The sequence below is a fragment of the Klebsiella sp. CN_Kp113 genome (genome assembly GCF_040064585.1).
GTDB lineage: Bacteria > Pseudomonadota > Gammaproteobacteria > Enterobacterales > Enterobacteriaceae > Klebsiella > Klebsiella michiganensis.
Genome location: NZ_JBEAID010000037.1, coordinates 36,764 through 60,265, shown reverse-complemented (window position 1 = coordinate 60,265; position 23,502 = coordinate 36,764). Strand labels below are relative to the sequence as shown.

Annotated in this window: 18 protein-coding genes; 8 read left to right on the top strand and 10 right to left on the bottom strand. The window is 58.1% G+C overall.

Annotation, left to right across the window (positions count from 1 at the left end):
* The first annotated feature begins 457 nt into the window (after nucleotides 1-457).
* The 3 genes from hmsP to ABLV30_RS23565 all read left to right on the top strand — a co-directional run bounded on the left by hmsP (nucleotide 458) and on the right by ABLV30_RS23565 (nucleotide 5,632).
* On the top strand, nucleotides 458-2,464 hold the full coding sequence (gene hmsP / locus ABLV30_RS23575; protein WP_025106810.1) for a biofilm formation regulator HmsP: 2,007 nt from the start codon (nucleotides 458-460) through the stop codon (nucleotides 2,462-2,464).
* 154 nt (nucleotides 2,465-2,618) lie between these two features.
* Nucleotides 2,619-3,905: a C4-dicarboxylate transporter DctC gene (gene dctA, locus ABLV30_RS23570; RefSeq protein ID WP_014227166.1), complete on the top strand. Its 1,287-nt coding sequence runs from the start codon at nucleotides 2,619-2,621 to the stop codon at nucleotides 3,903-3,905.
* Nucleotides 3,906-4,126: 221 nt separating this feature from the next.
* On the top strand, nucleotides 4,127-5,632 hold the full coding sequence (locus tag ABLV30_RS23565; RefSeq protein ID WP_025106811.1) for a pitrilysin family protein: 1,506 nt from the start codon (nucleotides 4,127-4,129) through the stop codon (nucleotides 5,630-5,632).
* A 194-nt stretch (nucleotides 5,633-5,826) separates the two neighbouring features.
* Here ABLV30_RS23565 and ABLV30_RS23560 read toward each other — a convergent pair whose 3' ends face one another.
* A complete protein-coding gene (locus tag ABLV30_RS23560) occupies nucleotides 5,827-6,756 on the bottom strand; it encodes a sugar kinase (RefSeq protein ID WP_265801699.1) in 930 nt (309 codons plus the stop codon).
* A 195-nt stretch (nucleotides 6,757-6,951) separates the two neighbouring features.
* Here ABLV30_RS23560 and ABLV30_RS23555 point away from each other — a divergent pair, with 195 nt between their 5' ends.
* Nucleotides 6,952-9,003, top strand: coding sequence for an AsmA family protein (locus tag ABLV30_RS23555; RefSeq protein WP_265801701.1), 2,052 nt, complete (start codon nucleotides 6,952-6,954; stop codon nucleotides 9,001-9,003).
* A gap of 49 nt (nucleotides 9,004-9,052) precedes the next feature.
* Here ABLV30_RS23555 and ABLV30_RS23550 read toward each other — a convergent pair whose 3' ends face one another.
* The 3 genes from ABLV30_RS23550 to ABLV30_RS23540 form a co-directional block, all read right to left on the bottom strand.
* Nucleotides 9,053-10,375: an MFS transporter gene (locus ABLV30_RS23550; protein ID WP_004126314.1), complete on the bottom strand. Its 1,323-nt coding sequence runs from the start codon at nucleotides 10,373-10,375 to the stop codon at nucleotides 9,053-9,055.
* Between the two features lie 270 nt (nucleotides 10,376-10,645).
* Nucleotides 10,646-11,677, bottom strand: a complete 1,032-nt coding sequence (gene yhjD / locus ABLV30_RS23545; protein WP_004134249.1) for an inner membrane protein YhjD — start codon at nucleotides 11,675-11,677, stop codon at nucleotides 10,646-10,648.
* 272 nt (nucleotides 11,678-11,949) lie between these two features.
* Nucleotides 11,950-12,849, bottom strand: coding sequence for a LysR family transcriptional regulator (locus tag ABLV30_RS23540; protein ID WP_014227163.1), 900 nt, complete (start codon nucleotides 12,847-12,849; stop codon nucleotides 11,950-11,952).
* Between the two features lie 119 nt (nucleotides 12,850-12,968).
* Here ABLV30_RS23540 and ABLV30_RS23535 point away from each other — a divergent pair, with 119 nt between their 5' ends.
* Both ABLV30_RS23535 and ABLV30_RS23530 read left to right on the top strand, forming a co-directional pair.
* On the top strand, nucleotides 12,969-13,727 hold the full coding sequence (locus ABLV30_RS23535) for an SDR family oxidoreductase (RefSeq protein ID WP_032719951.1): 759 nt from the start codon (nucleotides 12,969-12,971) through the stop codon (nucleotides 13,725-13,727).
* Between the two features lie 349 nt (nucleotides 13,728-14,076).
* Nucleotides 14,077-14,685 carry a response regulator transcription factor gene (locus ABLV30_RS23530; RefSeq protein ID WP_032751620.1) on the top strand — a complete coding sequence of 203 codons (609 nt, stop codon included), beginning with the start codon at nucleotides 14,077-14,079 and terminating at the stop codon, nucleotides 14,683-14,685.
* On the opposite strand, the gene ABLV30_RS23525 is transcribed toward ABLV30_RS23530, so the two are convergent.
* The 4 genes from ABLV30_RS23525 to ABLV30_RS23510 all read right to left on the bottom strand — a co-directional run bounded on the left by ABLV30_RS23525 (nucleotide 14,682) and on the right by ABLV30_RS23510 (nucleotide 18,848).
* The gene (locus ABLV30_RS23525; protein WP_064374781.1) at nucleotides 14,682-15,110 is read right to left on the bottom strand and encodes a lysozyme; all 429 of its coding nucleotides are present in this window, start codon (nucleotides 15,108-15,110) and stop codon (nucleotides 14,682-14,684) included. The two genes, ABLV30_RS23530 and ABLV30_RS23525, sit on opposite strands and share 4 nt — an antisense overlap.
* 53 nt (nucleotides 15,111-15,163) lie before the next feature.
* The gene (locus tag ABLV30_RS23520) at nucleotides 15,164-15,712 is read right to left on the bottom strand and encodes a GNAT family protein (protein WP_014227159.1); all 549 of its coding nucleotides are present in this window, start codon (nucleotides 15,710-15,712) and stop codon (nucleotides 15,164-15,166) included.
* A 68-nt stretch (nucleotides 15,713-15,780) separates the two neighbouring features.
* Nucleotides 15,781-17,433 carry an alpha,alpha-trehalase gene (locus ABLV30_RS23515; protein WP_014227158.1) on the bottom strand — a complete coding sequence of 551 codons (1,653 nt, stop codon included), beginning with the start codon at nucleotides 17,431-17,433 and terminating at the stop codon, nucleotides 15,781-15,783.
* A 266-nt stretch (nucleotides 17,434-17,699) separates the two neighbouring features.
* The gene (locus tag ABLV30_RS23510) at nucleotides 17,700-18,848 is read right to left on the bottom strand and encodes an iron-containing alcohol dehydrogenase (protein WP_154919972.1); all 1,149 of its coding nucleotides are present in this window, start codon (nucleotides 18,846-18,848) and stop codon (nucleotides 17,700-17,702) included.
* A gap of 121 nt (nucleotides 18,849-18,969) precedes the next feature.
* Between ABLV30_RS23510 and ABLV30_RS23505 the strand changes: the two genes are divergently transcribed.
* Nucleotides 18,970-19,593, top strand: a complete 624-nt coding sequence (locus ABLV30_RS23505; protein ID WP_025106820.1) for a glutathione S-transferase — start codon at nucleotides 18,970-18,972, stop codon at nucleotides 19,591-19,593.
* Between the two features lie 51 nt (nucleotides 19,594-19,644).
* Here the strand turns inward: ABLV30_RS23505 and gorA are convergent, their stop codons facing one another.
* Both gorA and ABLV30_RS23495 read right to left on the bottom strand, forming a co-directional pair.
* Nucleotides 19,645-20,997 (bottom strand): glutathione-disulfide reductase, encoded by a 1,353-nt coding sequence (gene gorA / locus ABLV30_RS23500; RefSeq protein ID WP_032751613.1) that lies wholly within the window; start codon nucleotides 20,995-20,997, stop codon nucleotides 19,645-19,647.
* A gap of 71 nt (nucleotides 20,998-21,068) precedes the next feature.
* Nucleotides 21,069-21,911, bottom strand: a complete 843-nt coding sequence (locus ABLV30_RS23495) for a 23S rRNA (adenine(2030)-N(6))-methyltransferase RlmJ (protein WP_009651758.1) — start codon at nucleotides 21,909-21,911, stop codon at nucleotides 21,069-21,071.
* Nucleotides 21,912-22,220: 309 nt separating this feature from the next.
* On the opposite strand from ABLV30_RS23495, the gene ABLV30_RS23490 reads away from it, so the two are divergent.
* Nucleotides 22,221-23,492, top strand: coding sequence for a phosphatase PAP2 family protein (locus ABLV30_RS23490; protein ID WP_048263484.1), 1,272 nt, complete (start codon nucleotides 22,221-22,223; stop codon nucleotides 23,490-23,492).
* Nucleotides 23,493-23,502 lie beyond the last annotated feature (10 nt).

The following is a 23,502-nucleotide window of genomic DNA, read 5'->3' as shown; positions in this document are numbered from 1 at the left end:
CGGGAAAGCGTCCCGATGGCGGCTGTGAACGTGTAGGCCGGGCAATTTCGTAGCCCGGGTAAGGCGTCAGCCGCCACCCGGGAATATTCCCCGGTCGCGCTATGCTTACCGGGGCTACAGGTCGGTGCTGCCTGCGGGTTTTGTAGCCCGGACAGGCGCATTGCGCCGCCTCCGGGAAAGCGTCCCGATGGCGGCTGTGAACGTGTAGGCCGGGCAATTTCGTAGCCACCCGGGAATGTTCCCCGGTCGCGCTATGCTTACCGGGGCTACCGGCCGCGCCGCCTGCGGGTTTTGTAGCCCGGACAGGCGCATTGCGCCGCCTCCGGGAAAGCGGCCTGATGGCATTGCTTCGCGCCTTGCGGGCGTGAGCGAACAATTTGAGTATATAATCAGCCTGATAACGATCGGTGAGAGGGACCTATACCCGATATGCGTTCAGTTTCAGTGGAGAACCCCGTTGCGCGTCAGCCGTTCACTTACAATTAAACAGATGGCGATGGTCGCGAGCGTGTCCATGGCGTTTGTACTGGTCTTCTGTTCTATTCTGCTGTTCCACTTTGTTCAGCAGAGTCGTTTTACCACGGCCACGCAGTTAGAAAGCATCGCGCGTTCCGTTCGCGAACCGCTGTCAGCGGCTATCCTGAAAGCCGATATCCCTGAGGCGGAAGCCATTCTGAGCCGTATTCAACCCGCAGGCATCGTCAGCCGGGCGGATGTTGTCCTGCCCAATCAGTTCCAGGCGCTGCGGATGCGCTTTATCCCCGAGCGCCCGGTACCGGTAACCATCACCCGTATGTTTGAACTGCCGGTACAGATTTCGCTGCCTATCTACTCCCTTGAACGGCCCGCTAACCCACAGCCGCTGGCCTATCTGGTGCTCCAGGCCGACTCATACCGCATGTATAAATTCGTCATGAGCGCGCTGGCGACGTTAGTGACCGCTTACTTGCTTCTGGTGCTGATGCTGACGGTGGCGATCACCTGGTGCATCAACCGTCTGATGGTACGACCGCTGCGTAAAATCGCCCGTGAGCTAAACGATGTCCCGCAGCACGAGCGTTTGGGCCATCAGCTCACGCTGCCGCGTCTCCATCATGACGATGAAATCGGCATGCTGGTGCGCAGCTACAACCGTAATCAGCAGACGCTGCTGCGCCTGCACGATGAACTCTCTTTGCAATCGACTCGTTTTCCGGTATCCGAGCTGCCGAACAAAGCCTTTCTAATGGCTATGCTGGAGCAAACCGTCGCGCGACCGCAGGCCTCGGCGCTGCTGATTATCGCCTGCGAAACGCTACAGGATACCGCTGGCGTACTGAAAGAGACGCAGCGTGAAATGCTGCTGCTAACCCTGGTTGAAAAGCTGCGGGCGATTATCCCGGCGCAGATGGTGCTGGCTCAGGTGAGCGGCTACGACTTCGCGATTCTGGCCCACGGTATTGACGAACCCTGGCAGGCGGTGACGTTAAGTAAGCAAGTACTCACTGTCTTAAATGAACGTTTGCCTCTGCACGGCATCCAGCTGCGCCCCTGCGCCAGCGTCGGTATCGCGATGTTTAACGGCGAAATTAACGCCGAACAGCTCTACCGGCGGGCGTTTTCCGCCGCCGTAACCGCGCGTCGTAAAGGGAAAAACCAGATTGAGTTCTTCGATCCGCAGCAGATGGAAAAAGCGCAGCGCCGCTTAATGGAAGAGCACGATATTCTGACGGCGCTTGATAACCAGCAGTTTGCCATCTGGCTGCAGCCGCAGGTGGATACCCACAGCGGCGAGGTGTGCGGTGCGGAAGTGCTGCTGCGTCAGCGTCAGGCGGACGGCAGCTGGTCGCTGCCGGGCGATCTGATTGAGCGTATCGAAGCCTGCGGGCTGATGGTGCCGGTCGGCTACTGGGTGATGGAAGAGGCCTGCCGGCAGCTTGCCGCCTGGCAAAATCAGGGGATCATGTTGCCGCTGTCGGTCAACGTGTCGTTGCTGCAGCTGCTGCATCACGATCGCGGCGAGGAGATGCTGGCGCTGCTCGCGCGCTATCGTATCGCGCCGGGCACGCTGGTACTGGAAGTCACCGAAAGCCGTCGGATAGACGACCCGCAGGCGATTATTTCGCTGCTGCGTCCGCTGCGTGAAGCGGGCGTGCGGATTGCCCTCGATGACTTTGGTATGGGCTACGCGGGCTTGCGCCAGCTGCAGCATATTAAATCGCTGCCGGTAGACATCCTGAAAATCGATAAAGTCTTTATCGATATGCTGCCCGATGACATCAGCATGGTGCCCGCGATTATCCAGCTGGCGCGGGGGCTGAATCTGCACATTGTCGCGGAGGGCGTCGAAACCGATACCCAGTATCGCTGGCTGCAGGAGGCGGGCGTCGAGACGGTGCAAGGGTATCTTTTTGGCTGCGCCATGCCGCCTGAGGCTTTTATGGCCCGTTTTTTACCCGGTGATGTTGAGGATGCAAGTTTGTAACGACATTGTTAGCTTATGCGAGTCAGTTCAAATAAATTAACAATTGCATTGCAATTTCATCACTCGTTATTTCTGAAATGTTTCATGGGTGTTATTTTTAAGCCACGGACGCAATACCCCCTCAAGGTCTGTGGTTATCTCCAAAGGACACCCTATGAAAATCTCTTTCTTTAAAAGCCTCTATGTCCAGGTTCTCTCGGCCATAGCGATCGGTATTCTGCTGGGCCATTTTTACCCGGAACTGGGTGCGCAGATGAAACCCCTCGGCGATGCCTTCGTTAAGCTGATTAAAATGATTATTGCCCCGGTTATCTTCTGTACCGTCGTGACGGGGATTGCCGGGATGGAGAGCATGAAAGCCGTCGGCCGCACCGGGGCGGTGGCGCTGCTCTACTTTGAAATCGTGAGCACAATTGCGCTGATCATCGGCCTGATCATTGTAAACGTGGTGCAGCCCGGCGCGGGAATGAACGTTGACCCGGCGACCCTCGACGCGAAGGCCGTGGCGGTTTACGCCGAACAGGCGAAAGATCAGGGCATCGTAGCGTTCCTGCTCGATATTATCCCCGGCAGCGTAATTGGCGCTTTTGCCAGCGGCAACATTCTGCAGGTGCTGATGTTTGCGGTGCTGTTTGGTTTCGCGCTGCATCGCCTCGGCAGCAAAGGCCAGCTGATTTTTAACGTTATCGAAAGCTTCTCGCAGGTGATCTTCGGCATCATCAATATGATCATGCGCCTGGCGCCGATTGGCGCGTTCGGGGCCATGGCCTTTACCATTGGAAAATACGGCGTCGGTACGCTGGTGCAGCTTGGCCAACTGATCGTCTGCTTCTACATCACCTGCATCCTGTTTGTGGTGGTGGTGCTGGGGTCGATCGCCAAAGCCACCGGCTTCAGCATCTTTAAATTTATCCGCTATATCCGCGAAGAGCTGCTGATTGTCCTGGGGACCTCTTCATCCGAGTCGGCGCTGCCGCGTATGCTCGATAAGATGGAGAAGCTGGGCTGCCGGAAGTCGGTGGTGGGGCTGGTGATCCCGACGGGGTACTCCTTTAACCTCGATGGCACCTCAATATACCTGACGATGGCGGCGGTGTTTATCGCCCAGGCGACGAACAGCCATATGGATATTTTCCATCAGATCACCTTGCTGGTGGTGCTGCTGCTCTCCTCAAAAGGCGCGGCGGGGGTGACGGGCAGCGGCTTTATCGTCCTTGCGGCGACGATTTCCGCCGTCGGGCACCTGCCGGTTGCCGGTCTGGCGCTCATTCTTGGCATCGACCGCTTTATGTCCGAGGCGCGCGCGCTGACCAACCTGGTGGGTAACGGCGTCGCGACCATCGTTGTCGCTAAATGGGTCAAAGAGCTGGACGCGAAACAGCTGGATGATGTGCTGAACAACCGTACTCCGGTAAGCAAATCGCACGAATTATCCTCATAAATCCATCTGTTAGGCCCGTTGTCCCTTGCTGGACTACGGGCTCCTGCGCATAATTAGGGGTCACTGTCGCTTGCGCGGCGGTGACCCTTATGTTTATTTCACGTCAACATGCGACATTTTCATCTCCGTGTGGTCTAACCGACGTACTTAACTCACCATATTTTTTCGGCGGCCCTCCCGTGGGCCGCTGTTGTAACCAGGATTGTTCATCAGGGGTTCACATGCAGGGCACAAAAATTCGACTCTTAACCGGTGGTTTGCTGATGATGGCGACGGTCGGCTATGTGCAGGCAGAAGCGCTCCAGCCGGACCCGGCCTGGCAACAGGGGACACTGGCGAATGGGTTTCAGTGGCAGGTTTTAGCCACCCCGCAGCGTCCCAGCGATCGTATCGAAGTTCGCCTGTCCGTGAATATTGGCTCGCTGAGCGAAAGCACTCAGCAGAGCGGCTTTAGCCACTTTATCCCGCGCCTCGCGCTGACGCAAAACGGTGGCCTCCCGACCATGCAGGCCCGTTCGCTATGGCAGCAGAGTATTGACCCGAAGCGTCCTCTGCCGCCCGCCATCGTCTCTTATGACTACAGTTTGTTTAACCTGAGCATACCGAATAACCGTAACGACCTGCTGAAAGAGGCGCTGAGCTGGCTGGCCAGCGCCAGCGGTAAAATGTCGATCTCCCCGGAAACCGTCAACCACGCGCTGCAGGGCGAAGACATGGTGGCGACCTGGCCTGCGGATACCAAAGAAGGCTGGTGGCGCTATCGGCTAAAAGGCTCCACCATGCTGGGGCACGATCCGGCGGCGCCGCTGAAGCAGCCGGTGGATATTGCTCAGCTAAAAGAGTATTACCACAAGTGGTACACCCCGGATGCCATGACCCTGATTGTGGTCGGCAACGTGGATAGCCGCAGCGTCGCGGAACAAATCAACAAAACTTTCGGCGGCCTGAAGGGCAAGCGCGAAACGCCGGTGGCGGTTCCTACGCTGTCGCCGCTGCCGACGACGCCGGTCAGCATCATGACCGATGCGGTGCGCCAGGATAAGCTGTCGCTGATGTGGGATGCGCCGTGGCAGCCGATCCGCGACTCGGTCGCGCTGCAGCGCTACTGGCGCGACGATCTTGCCCGAGAAGCGCTGTTCTGGCACGTACAGCAGAATCTGAGCAAAAGTAATATCAAGGATATCGGCCTTGGCTTTGACTGCCGCGTGCTCTACCAGCGCGCCCAGTGCGCGATCAATATCGAATCGCCGGGCGAGCGCCTGAACGCCAACTTAACGACCGTGGCGCGCGAGCTGGCGAAAGTCCGCGATCGCGGCCTGCCGCAGGAGGAGTTTGACGCCCTGATCGCGCAGAAAAACCTCGAACTGCAGAAGCTGTTTGCCACCTATGCGCGCACCGATACGTACATCCTGATTAGCCAGCGGATGCGTTCGTTGCAAAATCAGGTGGTGGATATCGCGCCCGAGCAGTATCAGAAACTGCGCCAGGAGTTTCTCAATTCGCTGACGGTCGACATGCTGAATCAGTACCTGCGTCAGCAGCTGTCGCAGGATATGGCGCTGGTGCTGCAGCAGCCGCAGGGTGAGCCGGAATACAACATGAAGGAACTGCAGGCGACGTGGGAAAAGCTGATGGCGCCCGCGCCAGCAGCCGCAGCGGCGTCGAGCGGCGCCGGTGATGTTGCGGAAGGGCGTAACGAAGCGACGGATATCCCGCCAGCGCAGTAAAGCAAAACCGGATAGCGTGGCTATCCGGTGAGGTTTATGGCTAATCTGTTTTACGTATTGCTGGGTTGGCCCGGTGATTTTCCCGGAGGCGGCGCTGGCGCGCCTTGTCCGGTCTAATGCCAGCGCCAGACAGTAGCCCGGCTAAGCGCAGCGCAAGCCGGGATTCTCGCAGGCGGGCGTAACGCAATCGAAAATTACTGCGGCATCGCCTCGCGCGGGATAATCGCGCCGCGATACTGGATCACCGTGCTGGCGGTCAGGTGTCCGCGTTTTGCCGCAGATTCGGCGTCGCCGCCGGTCAGGCGTACGGCCAGGTAGCCGGCGCTGAACGAATCGCCCGCCGCCGTGGTATCAACCACTTTCTCTTTCGGCAGCTTAACGGCCGGGACTTCCCGCAGCGGCTGGCCGGCAATCGCCACCAGGCAGGAGTCTGCGCCGCGCTTAACCACCACTTCTTCAACGCCGGCGGCGTGGGTGCGGGCAATCACTTCCGCAACCGGCTTCTCGCCCCACAGCGCGTCTTCGTCATCGAGGGTCAGGAACGCGATGTCGGTGCAGGCCAGCATCTGCTGATAAACCCGCTGCGTCTCCTCTTTGCTGCTCCACAGGCGCGGACGATAGTTATTATCAAAGATAACCTTGCCGCCGTTTGCCCGGCATTCCCGCAGCAGGGTCAGCAGCTTCTCGCGGCTGGTCGGGCTGAGGATCGCCAGGCTGATCCCGCTAAGATACAGATAATCAAAGGTCGCCAGCTCTTCGCAGATGGCCGCAGACTGCTCGCTCTCCAGCCAGAACTTCGCCGCGGCTTCGTTGCGCCAGTAGTAAAAGGTGCGCTCGCCGGTATCGTCGGTTTCGATGTAGTAGAGGCCCGGTAAACGGTCGGCCATGCGCTGAATCAGGTCAGTCTGAACGTTCTCGCGCTGCCAGGATTCGAGCATCTGCTGGCTGAAGGTGTCCGTGCCCAGGGCGGTAACGTAGTGCACGCCCAGCGTGCTGGCGTCGGTCTGGCGAGCGATGTAGACGGAAGTGTTTAAGGTGTCGCCGCCAAAGCCGCGATTAACCGCTGCGCCTTTCTCTGACAGCTCAATCATGCATTCGCCAATGACGGCAATTTTCTTCGACATAGTGATGACCTGAAATTAAATCAATATTAACCCTAGTGTGCGCTGGGGCGCTTTGATGGTCAATGATATTAAAACAACGTTCCATTATTTTTTTGACCTGACGCGGATTATGTGACGAAAACCTCATTCGGCGGAGCAAATGGCGTTTCTCAACTATATTCAGGAGTGACGAGACGCAAAAGGAGTGCAGAAGGGATGAGCAGAACCCGAAAAACCGTGGCTATTATCCTGGGAACGATTGTCGTACTGATCGTTCTGTTTTTTATCGTGCTGGCGACCTTTGACTGGAACCGCCTGAAGCCGACGATCAACCAGAAAGTCTCTGCCGAGCTGAACCGCCCGTTCGCGATTCGCGGCGATCTGGGCGTCGTCTGGGAACGCCAGCCCGGCGAGAGCGGCTGGCGAAGCTGGATCCCCTGGCCGCACGTTCATGCCGAAGATATCGTCCTTGGCAACCCCCCTGATATCCCGCAGGTCACAATGGTCCACCTGCCGCGCGTTGAGGCGACTCTCGCCCCGCTGGCGCTGCTCAGCAAAACGGTCTATCTGCCGTGGATTAAGCTTGAACAGCCCGACGCGCGGCTGATCCGACTGTCGGAGAAGACCAACAACTGGACTTTCGACCTGGCTTCGGCGGGGTCGTCGGAGAAAGATGCGGCGCCTTCCAGCTGGTCTTTCCGCCTCGACAATATTCTTTTCGATCGCGGCAAGATTGCCGTTGATGACAAAGTGTCGCGCGCTGACGTGACGATCGTGGTTGATCCGCTCGGTAAGCCGCTGGCGTTCAGTGAAGTGACCGGCGAGAAGGGGAAAGGGCAGCCGCAGAAAGTAGGCGATTACGTCTTCGGCCTGCAGGCGAAAGGGAGCTACAACGGACAGCCGCTCTCCGGTAGCGGCAAAATCGGCGGCATGCTGGCGCTGCGCAGCGAAGGGACGCCGTTCCCCCTGCAGGGGGATTTTCGTTCCGGCAATACCCGGGTCGCGTTTACCGGCACGGTCAGCGATCCGCTTAACCTCGGCGGCGTCGATCTGCGGCTGAAGTTTTCCGGGGACTCGCTGGGCGATCTCTATGACCTGACCGGCGTGCTGCTGCCGGATACGCCGGCCTTTTCGACCGACGGGCATCTGCGGGCCACCTTCAAGGAGAAAAACGGTTCACGCTTCGCCTATCAGGATTTTAATGGCCGTATCGGCGAGAGCGATATCCACGGCTCGCTGATCTACACCACCGGTAAACCCCGGCCTAAGCTGGAGGGCGACCTTGAGTCCAGACAGCTAAGGCTGGCGGATCTGGGGCCGCTGATTGGCGTCGACTCCGGCGGTAAAGGCAGCCAGACCGAACGGCGCAAAGGCGAGGCCTCCCCGCAGCCGGCCGGAAAAGTGTTGCCGTATGACCGCTTTGAAACCGATAAGTGGCAGGTGATGGATGCCGATGTGCGCTTTAAAGGACGCCGCATTGAGCACGGCGGCACGCTCCCCATCAGCGACCTCTCCACCCACGTGATCCTCGAAAGGGGCGACCTGCGCCTGCAGCCGCTGCGTCTGGGGCTGGCCAACGGCACGATTGCCGGCAGCATTCATCTTGAAGGGAATAAAAAACCGCTGCAGGGGACGGCGAACCTGCAGGCGCGCCGCCTGAAGCTGAAAGCGCTGATGCCAAACGTGGAGATGATGCAGAAAACCCTCGGCGAAATGAACGGCGATGTGCAGCTTCGCGGCACCGGCAACTCCGTCGCCGCGCTGCTGGGCAACAGTAACGGTAACCTGAAGCTGCTGATGAACGACGGTTTAATTAGCCGCAACCTGATGGAGATCCTCGGCCTGAACGTCGGTAACTTTATCATCGGGCAGATCTTTGGCGATGATGAGGTGCGGGTGAACTGCGCGGCGGCCAATATCGACGTGGTCAACGGCGTCGCCCGGCCGCAGGTGTTTGCCTTTGATACGGAAAACGCGTTGATCAACGTCACCGGTACCGCCAGCTTTGCCTCAGAGCAGCTGGACCTCACTATCGATCCGGAGAGTAAGGGCTTTCGCATTATCACCCTGCGTTCACCGCTCTACGTGCGCGGCACCTTTAAGTCGCCGAATGCGGGCGTGAAGGCGGGGCCGCTGATTGCCCGCGGCGCGGTAGCGGCAGCGCTGGCGACCCTGGTGACGCCGGCCGCCGCGCTGCTGGCGCTGATCTCACCCGCCGAAGGCGAGGCGAACCAGTGTCGGGCAATTCTGTCGCAGATGAAAAAATAGTCGGCAAGGAGACGCCCCTCACCGGATGGCCAGGGGCGTGGAGGGAGAGTTACAGCGATTGATGACGCGTTTCGTGAGTCAGCAGCAGCGCGATCATCGTCAGCGCCGCCATGGCGGCCAGATAGAGCCCTACCGCAGGCAGACCGTAGTTGCCCTGCAGCCAGGCGGCGATATACGGCGCCACGGACGCCCCGAGGATCGACGAGACGTTATAGGAGAACGATGCGCCGGTATAGCGAACTTCCGTCGGGAACAGCTCCGGCAGCAGCGCGCCCATGGGGCCAAAGGTCAGCCCCATCAGGCTCAGGCCAATCAGCAGGAAGGCAAAGACCAGCAGCGGGTTGCCGGAGCCGAGCAGCGGTTTAAAGGCAAACAGCGCGAAGAGGATGATCAGGGTCGTAATCACGACCATGCTCTTACGACGGCCGAATGCATCCGCCAGCAGGCCCGCCACCGGTACCATCACGCCAAAACCGATAACCGCCATCATCAGCATCCACAGTACTTCGTTACGCGGCAAGCCGAGGCCAATCGGCGCGGCGGCGGTGCTGAAGGTCATGGAGTAGACGGTCATGATGTAAAACAGCGTATAGGTCGCCAGCATGATAAAGGTGCCGAGAACGGTGACGCGCACGTGTTTGGTCAGCAGCGTGCCCAGCGGTATTTTGACCTGTTTTTTCGCGGCGGCTACCTTAGCGAACACCGGCGACTCGTGCAGCGAAACGCGGACGTACAGGCCGATAATGACCAGCACGGCGGAGAAGATAAACGGCATACGCCAGCCCCATTCCATAAACTGCTGGTCGGTCAGCAGCCAGGAGAGCAGCAGGAAGGTGCCGTTCGCGAAGAAGAAGCCGATAGGCGCGCCCAGCTGCGGGAATGAGCCATACAGCGCGCGCTTGCGCGGCGGGGCGTTTTCCGTCGCCAGCAGCGCCGCGCCGCCCCATTCGCCGCCAAGGCCGAGCCCCTGGCCAAAGCGCGCCAGCGCCAGCAGCACCGGTGCCATAATGCCAATGGTTTCATAGCCGGGCAGCAGGCCGATAACCACGGTGGAGATCCCCATCGTCAGCAGCGAGGCGACGAGGGTCGCTTTACGGCCTACGCGGTCGCCGAAGTGGCCAAAGACCGCTGAACCGATAGGGCGCGCAATAAAGGCGATAGCGAAGGTCGCCAGCGATTGTAGCGTCGCGGCGGCGGGATCGCCCTGCGGGAAGAAAATGTGCGGGAATACGATAACCGCCGCGGTGGCATAGATGTAGAAGTCGAAGAACTCGATGGCGGTACCAATGAGTGAGGCGACGACGACTTTATTGCGTGAGTTAACCGGAACGGTGTCCTGCGCGTTGTCGAGTGTTGTGGCTGTGGCTTGCATAGATCTTTCTTATTTTTTGCGAACGAAAGGCCATATAGCCACAGCCTTGGGGACATTTCAATCTGTAACAAGGGGCGGGGGAGGCGAAAAAAGAAGCAAAAAGTGAATAATTTCTGTGCCAGAAAAATAACTTCTATGAAATGCTTCACAAAATTCAAATAATGGTCGATAAAACCAGGTTTAGGTTAAATAAAAGTTACATGTTGGATTTATATGCTGAAATGCCAGGTTGGGCTGAATTTTGCGTCTTTTATTCAGCCCAGTGATGGTTTAGTCGTGGGCTTTGCCCGGCATCCGGCGGTCGTCTTTATATTCGGCGGTGGCAATCCATGCGGCGCAGAACAGCGTCAGGCGGGCGAAAAAATAGAAGAAGGCCATTATCCCCAACACCGAACCGAATGCCGCCCCGGATGGGGATTTCACCAGCGCCGGTAGCGTCCAGGTCATAATGATTTTGATTATCTCAAAGCCGACGGCCGCAATCAGGGTGCCGCGAATCAGCGCCTTACGGCGAGGGCGGTGGCGCGGGAGTCGCCAGAAAATCCAGAAAAACAGCAGATAGTTGGCGAAGATGGAAATCGCGAGGCCAATCAGCCGCCACGCCGGTTTCAGCCACTCGATATAATCAAGATAAAGCGCCGAGATAATCATCTGCTGGGCCGAGCCGGCGATAGAGGTGATCGATAAGGTAATGACCAGCGCAACCAGCAGGCCGATCAGCGAGATAAAGTCGCGGAAATACTTAACCCAAATTTTCTCCTGATCCTGCGGCGTGCGTTCCCAGACGTCGCGCGACTGGGCGCGGATGGCCTCACGCAGGTTGCCCATCCAGTTAATGCCGGAGTAGAGCGCCACCAGCAGACCCACGATACCGACGGCGGTACGCTGCTGTACGGCGGTATTGATGGTATTTTTCAGCGTTGCCGCCAGCGTCGGGTCGCTAACGTTAAGCAGGATTTTATCGAAGATGTCCTGTAGCAGCGTGGGATGCGAGGCGAGAACAAAACCGGCGGCCGCAAAAGAGACCATCAGGATTGGGATCATCGATAAAAACGAGAAGTAGGTGATTGCCGCGCCAAACTGATTACCCAGCCTGTCGTTGAAGCGCTCCGCGGCGCGGATGATATGGGCGACCATATGGTTACGCTGAACTTTTTCCGCCGTTCCGGTGACGCTTTTCAGCGCCTGGTTGGCTTTTTTCGCCACGGTAGAGTCGTTTATCGCAGCCATCGCGCTTTTGTTTTTATCCGGCTGCTGGCCCGGATCCTCGGTTGGGCGTTGAGCGTCGTTTTCCGGCGTCATAAATTATTTCTTCCTTTTTTACAGCGATATTCTTCAAAAATTATATACGTAAAATCACGGATGGGGCGTATCGGGGGGGAGCGGGCATCGGAATCTGCGAATCACTGAAGCGCGTTCTTGTGTTATTCCCCGGCTGCGCTGCGTTTGTATCGGCCTGGGTGAATTTTATAATGGCATGATATTGATGGTTTTTTTACGCTATGTAAGGCGTCAGCCGGCACCCGGCAGGGAATATCGGCACGCTCTCAAATACAGATTTTTCATCATTCGGCCTAATCAACGTAGTTTTTCATCAAGCCGCCCAGCCACTCCATAAACAGATGTACCCGGCGCGAGAGATTACGCCGGTGCGGATAAATGAGCGACACCGGCAGCGGCTCGGCGCGGTAGTGGGGCAGAATTTCTATCAGCTCGCCGGTGCGCAGCCATTCCCGAACCCCCACCCGCGGCACCTGAATAATGCCCAGCCCCGCCAGGCACGACGCCTGATAGGTCTCGGTGCTGTTCACCGTCAAGACGCCGCCGGTTTTGATCCAGCGGACGGCGCCCTCGCTGACCACTTCGAAGCCCAGCGGGCGCACCCCGAGGCTGCTTGCGTAGTGGATCAGCGCATGATCGGCGAGATCGTCCAGCGATTGCGGATAGCCGAAGCGCGTCAGGTACTGCGGGCTGGCGCAGTTGATTTGCGTTAGCTTGCCCAGCGGCCGCGCGATGAGCCCGGAATCTTTCAGCGTACCGACGCGCACCACGCAGTCAAAGCCCTCGCGAACCACGTCGACTAACCGATCGCTGCTGCTGAGCTCCAGTTCGATGCCGGGATACTGCTGCAGAAATGCCGGCAGCTGTGGAATGACCAGCTTTTTCGCTACGGCGACGGGCATATCAACCCGCAGACGCCCGCTGATGCTGGAGGGGTCGAGCTGAAACATGCCGTCCAGCTCTTCAAGATTGCTGAGCAGGTCTCTGGCGCGTTCGTAATAAACCATACCATCCTGCGTCAGCTGTACCCGGCGGGTTGTGCGATGCAGCAAACGAACCCCAAGGTGGCTCTCCAGCGCCTGAATCTGGCGCGAGACGCTTCCTTTCGGCAGGCCAAGGGTATCGGCGGCGCGGGAAAAACTTTCCAGCTCCGCGACTCTGATGAACAGCTGCATTGCGTGAATTTTATCCATGCCGGCGGCCTATTGTTGTTTTTAATGAAACAGTAAAACGTAATTTGCCATATTTATTGTTTTTATAGCAGCTAATAAGCTCTTCAGCGATGCAAACGCAACCAAGAAGGGGTTTTCTGATGACGCAACGTATCGCTTTAGTCACCGGTGGTAGCCGTGGACTGGGAAAAAACGCCGCATTAAAGCTGGCGGCAAAGGGAACCGATATTATTCTGACCTGGCACAGTAACCCGCAGGCGGCGCTGGACGTGGTGGCTGAAATTGAGCAAAAAGGCGTGAAAGCCGCGGCATTACCGCTAAACGTCGGTGATGTTGGCAGTTTCGACAGTTTTGCTCAGAAGGTAAGAGAAGTGCTTCAGCAGCGCTGGCAGCGGGAGACCTTCGACTATTTATTGAACAATGCCGGAATTGGCCTGAATATTCCCTTTGCTGAAACCAGCGAGGCGCAGTTTGATGAATTAATGAACATCCAGTTTAAGGGGCCGTTTTTCCTTACCCAACGCCTGCTGCCGTTATTGCAGGACGGGGGGCGGATCCTCAACGTTTCCAGCGGACTGGCGCGTTTCGCACTGCCGGGCTATGCGGCCTACGCCTCAATGAAAGGCGCGATGGAGGTGCTGACGCGCTACCAGGCGAAGGAGCTGGGAGAACGCGGAATTTCGGTCAATATTATTGCGCCCGGCGCGATTGAAACCGATTTTGGCGGCGGTGTGGTCAGGGATAACGCGCAGGTGAATCAGCATATTGCCGCGCAAACGGCGCTCGGAAGAGTGGGGCTGCCGGATGATATTGGCGATGCCATCGCCGCGCTGCTTAGCGATGACCTGCGCTGGATGAACGCCCAGCGCGTAGAAGTCTCCGGTGGGATGTTCTTGTAATCCCGCGCCCCTCCATAGAGTATGGAGGGGCTAACGTATTTCATGCACTTCTTATTTCGTAACAGACTTTTCTCATTTCGCCATCGCCTGCGTTTCCGGCTTCGTTTAAACTAGAAAATTAGTATTATTTTTATTTTTTCTTGCCAGTTTCATTAAGGATTTCCTTAATTCAAATGTAATAAATATTGTGGATAAGTAATGGGGCCAATAAGCCCTGTAACTATTCATTGTTATGATATTTAGTTTCGCATCCCTATCGGTAAAATGCCCTAGGCCAAACGGCAAGTTGTTATTTATTTTGGCTGATGTTTGTCTTTTCATCGGGCATTTATTTATTGGAGCGAAACCCATGCAGATACTCATGTTTGACAGGCAGTCGATATTTATTCATGGAATGAAAATTGGCCTCCAGCAATACATTCCAGAGATTGATATTTTTGGCACCTGTCAGGCTGAACAGCTCTGGCAGAAGCTGACGGCGCATCCTGACGCGCTGCTCATGCTGGACGGGGATATGCACGGTGAGTTTTGCTGTTGGCTGCTGGAGGAAAAACAGCGTCGTTTTCCGCACGCTCAGGTCCTGCTGATCGTTTCTGACGATAATAAGGGCTGGCTACAGCGCGCGCTGTCTTATAATGTGCGGGCCATCGTGCAGCGCGAGGAAAGTTTGCCCACTTTCGCTCAGACTATCAACCGTCTCCGGCGGGGGCTGCCCTGCTTGCCGGACGATGGATTAATAATGGCGGAGGTGAGCGATAATAAACGAGTTCATTTGAGCCAGCGCCAGCGTGAGATTTTGCAGCTGCTGGCCGCCGGTGACTCTAATAAACAGATTAGCCGGACGTTAAATATCAGCACCGGCACGGTAAAGGCCCATCTTGAGTCGCTGTACCGGCGGCTGGACGTGAAGAATCGTACCCAGGCGGCGATGGTCTTTCATCGCGTTAGCGAAACTTAATCGGCTCTGGTTTTGAATCTTGCGCACTCTTCGCGCCGCTGTTCGCGGCCGCTGCGAATATTTTCCCATGCGCTCAGCGCGTCAGCGAACCGCTGATGATTAAGATGGGTGAGGACGGTATCAAGCGCCGGAGACGCCGCCCCGCAGCTAAAGGCTAAAGAGACCAGCGCATCATATTGCGCTTGATTAAGCGTGACCTGGAGTCTGCGCTTAAGTTCGCGCTGGCACTGCAGAAGATCGACGATAAGCAGAGTCTCCGCGATCTCGCGCGTGAAGTGAGGGAACGATTCGTAATCATTGAGAACGTGGCCGTAGCCAATCACGCGCAGGCCGCTTTCGTCCCGATAGGGGGCGAGCGCTAACCCCTGCATTCGCTTAATAAACTCCAGCCCGTGCAGGCTTAGCGGCGGTATGGTTGGGGACATTTATCGCTTCCTCTGTTGTCGGCCTGCAGTGTAGAGGAAAAGCGCGTCGCGCCCTATTCGCCAGATGGCCCAGGCTGGTGGTAATCGCGGCGCAGCAGGCCAAACAGCCAATCGTTGTGCCAGCGACCGTTGAGCCAGTAGCAGTCGCGCAACTCGCCCTCCTGGTGAAAACCGACCTTTTGCAGCAGATTTTTTGACGCCAGATTGCCCGCGGTGACGGTTGCCGTCAGCCGCCGGATGCCGCCGGCGGAGAAAGCGTAATCGCACAGCGCGCGCAGAGACTCATAGCCGTAACCTTTGCCCTGCGCCCGGGGAGCAAACAGAAAACCCGCTTCAGCGCTATCGGGAGCGTGATGCTGATAGCCGGTGAGGCCCAGGGGAGCGTGGGTGTAGCGGTCGCGCACTACCAGGCACAGCCAGTGGGCCGCGCCCGGCGACCACGCGGGAAGCCGGGCATCAAAAGCGTCGCGAATGTCCGCTACCGGGCGGGGATCCGCGACGTAAAGCATCACCTGGGGGTCTTGCTGTAAGCTGAGAAAAAAGGGCCAGTCGTCAAGCTGCAGCGGCGAGCAGCGCAGACGTGGGGTAACCAGTTCAGGCATAGCTGGGCTTCCGGCGAAAGTCGATGCCATGAACATAGCAGGACATCGACCGCGGGAATAGTCCGCTTTTACAACGGTTCGCCGTACAGGCCGATAAGCCGGCGCACCACGCCATTCGTCCAGCCAAAGCCATCCTGGAGCGGATATTCACCGCCTCCGCCTTCATGGGGCGTGGCGCTGGCGATATGGTACTTTTCAATCAGCTTATAGTGCTGTTTATAGAAATGATTCACCGTTTGCAGCCAGCTTTGGGCTATCTCATCGCCCAGCGGATCCTGGCCGTACATTTTAAAACCCTGTACCGCCATCCACTGCAGCGGCGCCCAGCCGTTGGGCTTATCCCACTGCTCACCGCTTTGATATTCCGTCGCCATAATACCGCCGGGGGTGAGCAGGCGGGCGCGTACCGCGTCGGCGAGCCTGTCGGCCTGTTCATGGGTCGCCATGCCGACGTACAGCGCGACGAGGCTGGCGGCGGAAAACAGCGCCAGCTGCTCGCGGCGCCAGTCGTAATCGCGGAAACAGCCGCTTTCGTCATCCCACAGATAGCGGGTTACCGCCGCCCTGCGCTCGCTGGCCTTCTGGCGAAAAGCGGCCTCTGTTTCCCGGTCGCCCTTCAGGCCGGAGAGGTTGGCGATGGTGTTCTCCAGCTTGAACAGGAAGGCGTTCAAATCAATGGGAATAAACTGGGTGGTACGGATGCTCGCCAGCCGGGTGATATCCCGCAGCCAGCGGCTGGAGTAATCCCAGCCGGACTCCGCCCCGGCGCGCAGGTCGCGATAGACCTCGTTCGGCGGGCGCCCGGAGTGCTTCGCCGTTTCGACATCTTCCCGCCATGACTCATCGCGCGGCGTATCGCGATCGTCCCAGTAGCGGTTCAGCAGCGAGCCGTCCGGCATCCGCACCACGTGACGGTAGGCCTGATTGGGGATCAGCGATTCCGCGCCGTCCATCCAGAAGCTGTACTCCATCCGCAGATGGTCAAGGTATCGTTTGGCGCCGCGAACCCCATCCTCTTCAAACAGTTCGACCATCAGGGCAAACACCGGCGGCTGCGAGCGGCTGAGATAGTAGGTGCGGTTGCCGTTAGGAATATGGCCGTAGATTTCAATCATCCACGCGAAGTTGTCGGCCATGCATTTCAGCAGGTCTTCGCGGCCGCTTTCCGCCAGCCCCAGCATGGTGAAGTAGGAATCCCAGTAGTAGGTTTCGCTAAACCGCCCGCCAGGCACAATATAAGACTGCGGCAGCGCCAGCAGCGATGACCAGGGAATATGATCCTGCGGCTCGCGGGTCAGGACGGGCCACAGATTATCAATATGCTCCTTTAACGATCGCGTGGGATCGGAGACGTAATCCTCGGCGCGGTTTTCCGGCAGCCAGAAGTGGTCTTCAACAAACTGGCGGAGATCGAATCCGGGGGTGCGCCGGACGCGACGGTAGTGAATCAAAATATCCAGCGGGTCCTGCTTCGGCGCGCAGTCGGGGAAGGTTTTGCTATCGGCGAAAATTCGCGACTTCTGGACGTGAGCGAACAGTTCCAGATAGCGATCGGCAGGGGTCAGGGCATCCGAGGCGGGCAGCCCTTCGATGATCTCCGGTTCGGGTTCGGCGTCGAACATTTCATCCAGCTTTAACTCATACGGATCGGCTTCGTAGCACGGATCGATTTCGATCCTGAGCTCATCGTCATCAACGTTGCGTAATTTCTGGCTGAACATAGTGGTACGGACCTCCGGATTGCGTCAGTAGAGGATGCCGGGCGCGCCCGACCTGTCTATTAAGCTTAGACATTCGCAGCGGGAAACGAAAAGAGAAGTGTGCGGTAGATCACGCTTTGTTCTAAACCGTCTGCCCGGGGTTTCGGCTTTAACTCGTTGACCTGGCGCATTAAAACCGTTTTAACCGCTTCGTATTGCGCCGAAAAATTCGGAGATTTCGTTTTGCAACAAAATCTAAATTTCCAGGCGCTTTAGCGATTAAGCTATTACTCCCACGCGGCCTCCAGCATTTCCAGCAGCTGCTCGCTGGTCAGCATAACCGGGTTAGCCTTCATGGAGGATGAGCTGCTGGCGGCGAGGGCCGCGGGTTCCAGCGCTTCGCGGGGGACGCCGAGCTCGCGCAGATTGCCCAGACCGGATCGCTGGCTCCACTCGCGCAGGCTCTCCCAGGCGCTGTTTGGATCGGCGTCCAGTCCGGCGGCCAGCCACTGGCGTACGTCGGCAAAACGCTGGCGGAGGCGTTCGTCGCTAATTTGCGTTTCATTGAGCGCCAGGCCGAAGGGAAGCAGGCTGCCGCAAAGCGCGCCGTGGGGGGCGTTGCTCAGACCGCCTAATGGGCCCGCAAGACCGTGAATGACGCCGAGACCGGCGTTGGCTAACGCCAGCCCTCCGCACAGGCTGACCCATGCCATCTCATCGCGGCTATCCGGACACTCTTTGGCCATCAGCGTTCTGAGCGCTTTGATGCCGCGCGGGATCGCCTCCCGGCAGAGAGCGTCGGTAAAAGGATTCGCCCGGGCGCACAGCCAGGGCTCAATCACCTGGGTGAGGGCATCCAGGCCGGAAGCGAGGGTCACCGCGCGCGGGGTGTTGTCGGTGAGCGATGGGTCGACAATCGCCAAGTCCGGCAGCATGTGGTCGTCGCGCAGGCTGACCTTGCGCTGCTGCTCGGGGACGTTGATCACCGCGTTCTTTGTGACTTCCGCCCCGGTACCGGCCGTGGTGGGGATGGCGACGAACGGCAGCGGATTGGCTTCTAACAGGCGCCCGGTACCCACCACTTCCAGATACTCGATCGCGGGCCCCTGCGCGGGAACCAGCGCCGCAATCGCTTTGCCGGCATCTATCACCGCGCCGCCGCCGAGGCTGACCACCGCGCCGACGCCTCTTTCCCGCGCCAGACGAACGCCCCGTTCAATATCCTGCAGGTCGGGTTCATGGGCGACAGACAGCGTGGTGACGTTCAGCTGGTGAGCGTGGAGTTCGCTTAATAAGAACGCCGCGCGCTGCAGGCTGGCGCCGTGAATCAGCAGTATCTGTGCGGAGCGGGCGGCGAGCCAGGGGGCGGCGCTGCGAGCAAGGCCGCGTCCAAAGCGGATATTGCCCGGTGTTAAAACGTTAAAAGAGGTCAACATGTCGGGTAACCTGTCCTGGAGAAAAATCGTGCAATCCACTATACACATTATCCGGCTGTACATGCGCCGCCGATGCAGTATTGTGAAACAACCATCTCTTTTGATTGAGGAATTGCTGACAATGCTAAAAATACTGGGCAAACGCTCATCAATTAACGTGCGCAAAGTGCTGTGGACCTGCGAAGAGGCGGGGCTTGAATATCAGCAGGAGGATTACGGTAGCGGGTTTCAGTCGATTGAGACCCCGGAGTTTCGCGCCCTTAATCCGAACAGCCTGGTGCCCGTGCTGCGGGATGACGACTTTGTGTTATGGGAGTCGAACAGCATCTGCCGCTATCTGGCGCGCAAAGCCGGGCGGGAAGACCTGCTCCCTACGGCGCCGCGGGCTGCCGCCGAGGTTGAGCACTGGATGGACTGGCAGGCGACGGAATTTAATACTGCCTGGCGCTATGCCTTTATGGGACTGGTACGCAAGGACCCGCGTTTTCAGGATCCGACGGCTATCAAAGAGAGCATTGCCGCCTGGACCCGCTGCGTGCAGATCGTCAATACGCAGCTGCAGCAAACCGGGGCATGGGTCGCCGGTAGAGAGTTTACGCTGGCGGATATTGTCCTTGGCCTGTCGGTGCATCGCTGGAAAATGACGCCGTTCGCCCATCCTGAAATGGCGGAAGTGGAGCGCTGGTATATGGCGCTGAATCAGCGGCCGGCGTTTAAACGTCACGGGAATAACGGCGTGGCGTAGAGGAAAAAAAAGAAGCTCCGGAGAGCTTCTTTTTCAGGCATGGTGCGCGTCTTACCGCATCGTCACAAACTCTTCCGCGGCGGTTGGGTGGATCGCCACGGTATTGTCGAAGTCTTTCTTGGTTGCGCCCATCTTCAGCGCCACCGCGAAGCCCTGCAGCATCTCGTCCATCCCGAAGCCGATACCGTGAATACCGACAATCTTCTCTTCCGGGCCGACGCAGACCAGCTTCATGCGGCACGGCTGGCGGTGTGAGGTCACGGCGGTATACATGGCGGTGAAAGAGGATTTATACACTTTCACCGCTTCATCGCCGTACTGCTCGCGCGCCTGCGGCTCGGTTAAGCCGACGGTGCCGATAGGCGGATGGCTGAACACCACGGTCGGGATATTGCTGTAGTCCAGATGTTCGTCCGGCTTGTTGTTAAACAGGCGCTCGGAGAGACGACGGCCTGCGGCAACGGCGACCGGGGTCAGCTCGACGGCGCCGGTATTATCGCCGACGGCGTAAATACCCGGAACGTTGGTGTTCTGGAATTTATCGACGACGATATAGCCTTTATCGTTGGTTTCCACTCCGGTCGCGGCGAGGTTGAAGTTATCGGTTGCCGGTTCGCGACCGATCGCCCAAATCAGGCAGTCCACGGTCTGGCTGCGGCCATCTTCCAGTTCCAGGGTCAGGCTGCCGTCGGCGTTCTTCACTACCGCTTTCGGAATGGCATGGGTATGCAGCTGCGGGCCTTCGGCGTTCATCACCTCAACCAGCGTTTCCACGATCAGCGGATCGAAGCTACGCAGCGGCGCGTGTTTACGCACGAACAGGTGCGTCTCCGCGCCCAGGCCGTTAATTACGCCCGCCAGCTCAACGGCGATATAGCCCGCGCCGACAACCGCAACGCGTTTCGGCAGCGCCGGCAGTTCGAAGAAACCATCGGAATCAATGCCGTATTCGACGCCGGGGATATTCGGATGGCTCGGGCGGCCGCCGGTGGCGATCAGAATATGATCGGCGGTTATCGTCTCGCCGTTAACTTCGATGGTTTTCGCATCGACAAAACGGGCGAAGCCTTTAATCACATCGACCTTATTTTTGCCCAGCACGTTATCGTAGGAGGTGTGGATACGATCGATATAGGCGCTACGGCTGGCGACCAGTTTGTCCCAGTCGAAGTGATTGATAGTGGTATCAAAACCGTAATCCGGGCCATACAGATGGATGGCTTCACGGATCTGCGCCGCATGCCACATGACTTTTTTCGGCACGCAGCCGACGTTCACGCAGGTACCGCCCAGGTCTTTGGCTTCAATCAGCGCGCACTTCTGGCCGTACATAGCGGCACGGTTAATGGAGGCGATACCGCCGCTGCCGCCGCCAATGGCGATATAGTCATAATGCTTGCTCATGAGTCTTATCCTTAATGTCTGATTGGCGCGATTGTATACCTGAAATCAATAGTTTCCACCGATGACTGCGATTACTCAGGCACGATCCAGCTGACGGTGGTATGGCCGATGCCGGTCGGCACCAGCTTTTTATGCAGCCACGGCAGAACGTTGTTCATCTGCTGCTCCAGCTTCCACGGCGGGTTGATGACGATCATCCCGGAGGCGGTCATCCCGCGCTGGTCGCTGTCCGGACGCACCGCCAGCTCGATTTGCAGAATTTTGCGAATGCCGGTGGCCTCTAACTCTTTGATCATGCGCTTAATCTGCGCGCGTAACACCACCGGATACCACAGCGCGTAGGTGCCGGTAGCAAAGCGTTTGTAGCCTTCATGAATACCGGTCACGACCGCCTGGTAGTCGCTTTTGATTTCGTAAGGCGGGTCGATCAGCACCAGTCCACGACGAGAAACCGGCGGCAGCTTCGACTTCAGCTGCTGATAGCCATCGGTTTTTTCAACCCGGGCGCGGTCGTCTTTCTGAAACTCGGCGCGCAGCAGCGGAAAATCGCTGGGATGCAGTTCGGTCATCTGCAGGCTGTCCTGCTCGCGCAGCAGCTGGCGGGCAATCAACGGCGAGCCGGGGTAGTAGCGCAGCTGGCCGCTACGGTTGAAGTGCTGAACGACGGAGATATACGGCTCCAGCTCGGCGGGCAGGTCATCCTGCTGCCAGATGCGGGCGATGCCTTCGAGATATTCACCGGTACGCTCGGCGTGTTCGCTGCTCAGCTGATAGCGGCCTGCGCCGGCGTGGGTGTCCAGATAGAGAAACGGTTTTTCTTTCTCTTTGAGCGATTCAATGATCAGGCTCTGAACGGTGTGTTTAAGAACGTCGGCGTGGTTGCCTGCGTGAAAGCTATGACGATAACTGAGCATGGATACGGTGATTCCGGGATTGAGACAAGATGACCGATAGTTTACCGCAGATCGGCCTGGATTACCGCCGCGCTGTTTCCATTCCGCTTAAAGCGTTGCAAAACATAACCGTGTCATAAAAGCGTCAAACAGAAGGGCTAGCGTCACGTAAAGGCAAGGTAATGGTTTGAATTTACCCGTCATACTTCAAGCTGCTTATGTGTTGGCTACGTTCGCTCACCCCGGTCACATAGTTATCTATGCTCCCGGGGACTCACTCCCTTGCCGCCTTTAAGCAACTCGAATTATTTAGGGTATAAAAGGAAAATAATGAAACTGCACATCACGCTTCTCGCATCGGCGCTCATGCTGGCGCTGCCGGCATTGGCGAAAGAGGTTCCTTTGAATCAGGCGGCGGCAATCGCCAACGGCGTGACGCCAGCCGCCGCCAGTCCGGGGTTTGACGCGCTGGAGAGCCAAAGCCTGTCGCAGCTGCGCAACGCGCTGAAGGGCGATGCGGCAACCCTGACTCGCGACCAGCTTGAACACGCCAGACAGAATAAAACACAGGCGGATACTGCGTGGCTGAAGGCCAGCGGTTATGACTTCCAGACAAAAGCCAACCAGCAGGCGGGAATCGAGCTGCTCTCAGCGTTCAGCGCGCTGCCGAAGGCGGTCATACAGCAAAACCTGGCGACCGTCACCGCCATTAACCGCGATGCCGCACAGAGCGCTCGCCACCAGGCGCTGGCGGATGCCGAAGGCATCAGCTATCTCTATTTCCTCAGCGATGCGCTGGGGCCGCGCCTCGGCAAGGCGTTCCTCGCCGCCTACGACAAAGGCGAGCTCGGTAAGGCGGCGGCGCTGATCAAAGCTTCGGAAGTGAGTACCGGGGCGGCGAAAAAGCACTTCAATAACCCGCGCCCGTTTCTGATTCAGGGCAATACCATCCATCTGGTGCCGGACGATGTGGTGGTTAAGGACAATAAGCCCTATACCGCCGACGGCGGCTCGTTTCCGAGCGGGCACACCAACACCGGCTATACCGACGCTCTGCTGATGGCGGAGATGATCCCGGAGCGCTTCGACGCGCTGGTGACGCGCGGCGCCCGCTATGGCTATTCGCGCATCGTGCTGGGCGTGCACTATCCGCTGGACGTGATGGGTTCGCGGATGGTGGCGCAGCGCAATGTCGCCCACTACCTGAATGACGCGAAGTATCGCGGGATGTTTAATGAGGCCCGCGACCAGCTGCGTACCGCGCTGGAGAAAGAGTGCGGCACGACGCTGGCAGAGTGCGCGAAAGTGCCTGCGAAAGACGATCCGTATCGCGACCCGGCGATGGTCGCGTTTTATCGCTTTACCATGACCTACGATCTGCCGCAGCAGAAGGGCGAAAAACAGAGCCTGAAGGTGCCGCAAGGGGCTGAAGTGCTGCTGGAGGCTGCGCTGCCGAATCTGTCCGCCGCGCAGCGTCGGGCGCTGATGGTCAAAACGGCGTTGCCCGCAGGGTATCCGCTTTCCGGTGATAACGACGCGCAGCAGTTCTGGCAGCGGCTGAATTTGCCAGCGGCGTATGCGATGGCGAATAAAGCGCATTAAACCTGGCGCA

Coding starts and splice junctions, on each gene's coding strand:
- dctA (WP_014227166.1), top strand. CDS start 2,619: ATGAAAATCTCTTTCTTTAAAAGCCTCTATGTCCAGGTTCTCTCGGCC.
- ABLV30_RS23565 (WP_025106811.1), top strand. CDS start 4,127: ATGCAGGGCACAAAAATTCGACTCTTAACCGGTGGTTTGCTGATGATG.
- ABLV30_RS23560 (WP_265801699.1), bottom strand. CDS start 6,756: ATGTCGAAGAAAATTGCCGTCATTGGCGAATGCATGATTGAGCTGTCA.
- ABLV30_RS23555 (WP_265801701.1), top strand. CDS start 6,952: ATGAGCAGAACCCGAAAAACCGTGGCTATTATCCTGGGAACGATTGTC.
- ABLV30_RS23550 (WP_004126314.1), bottom strand. CDS start 10,375: ATGCAAGCCACAGCCACAACACTCGACAACGCGCAGGACACCGTTCCG.
- yhjD (WP_004134249.1), bottom strand. CDS start 11,677: ATGACGCCGGAAAACGACGCTCAACGCCCAACCGAGGATCCGGGCCAG.
- ABLV30_RS23540 (WP_014227163.1), bottom strand. CDS start 12,849: ATGGATAAAATTCACGCAATGCAGCTGTTCATCAGAGTCGCGGAGCTG.
- ABLV30_RS23535 (WP_032719951.1), top strand. CDS start 12,969: ATGACGCAACGTATCGCTTTAGTCACCGGTGGTAGCCGTGGACTGGGA.
- ABLV30_RS23530 (WP_032751620.1), top strand. CDS start 14,077: ATGCAGATACTCATGTTTGACAGGCAGTCGATATTTATTCATGGAATG.
- ABLV30_RS23525 (WP_064374781.1), bottom strand. CDS start 15,110: ATGTCCCCAACCATACCGCCGCTAAGCCTGCACGGGCTGGAGTTTATT.
- ABLV30_RS23520 (WP_014227159.1), bottom strand. CDS start 15,712: ATGCCTGAACTGGTTACCCCACGTCTGCGCTGCTCGCCGCTGCAGCTT.
- ABLV30_RS23515 (WP_014227158.1), bottom strand. CDS start 17,433: ATGTTCAGCCAGAAATTACGCAACGTTGATGACGATGAGCTCAGGATC.
- ABLV30_RS23510 (WP_154919972.1), bottom strand. CDS start 18,848: ATGTTGACCTCTTTTAACGTTTTAACACCGGGCAATATCCGCTTTGGA.
- ABLV30_RS23505 (WP_025106820.1), top strand. CDS start 18,970: ATGCTAAAAATACTGGGCAAACGCTCATCAATTAACGTGCGCAAAGTG.
- gorA (WP_032751613.1), bottom strand. CDS start 20,997: ATGAGCAAGCATTATGACTATATCGCCATTGGCGGCGGCAGCGGCGGT.
- ABLV30_RS23495 (WP_009651758.1), bottom strand. CDS start 21,911: ATGCTCAGTTATCGTCATAGCTTTCACGCAGGCAACCACGCCGACGTT.
- ABLV30_RS23490 (WP_048263484.1), top strand. CDS start 22,221: ATGAAACTGCACATCACGCTTCTCGCATCGGCGCTCATGCTGGCGCTG.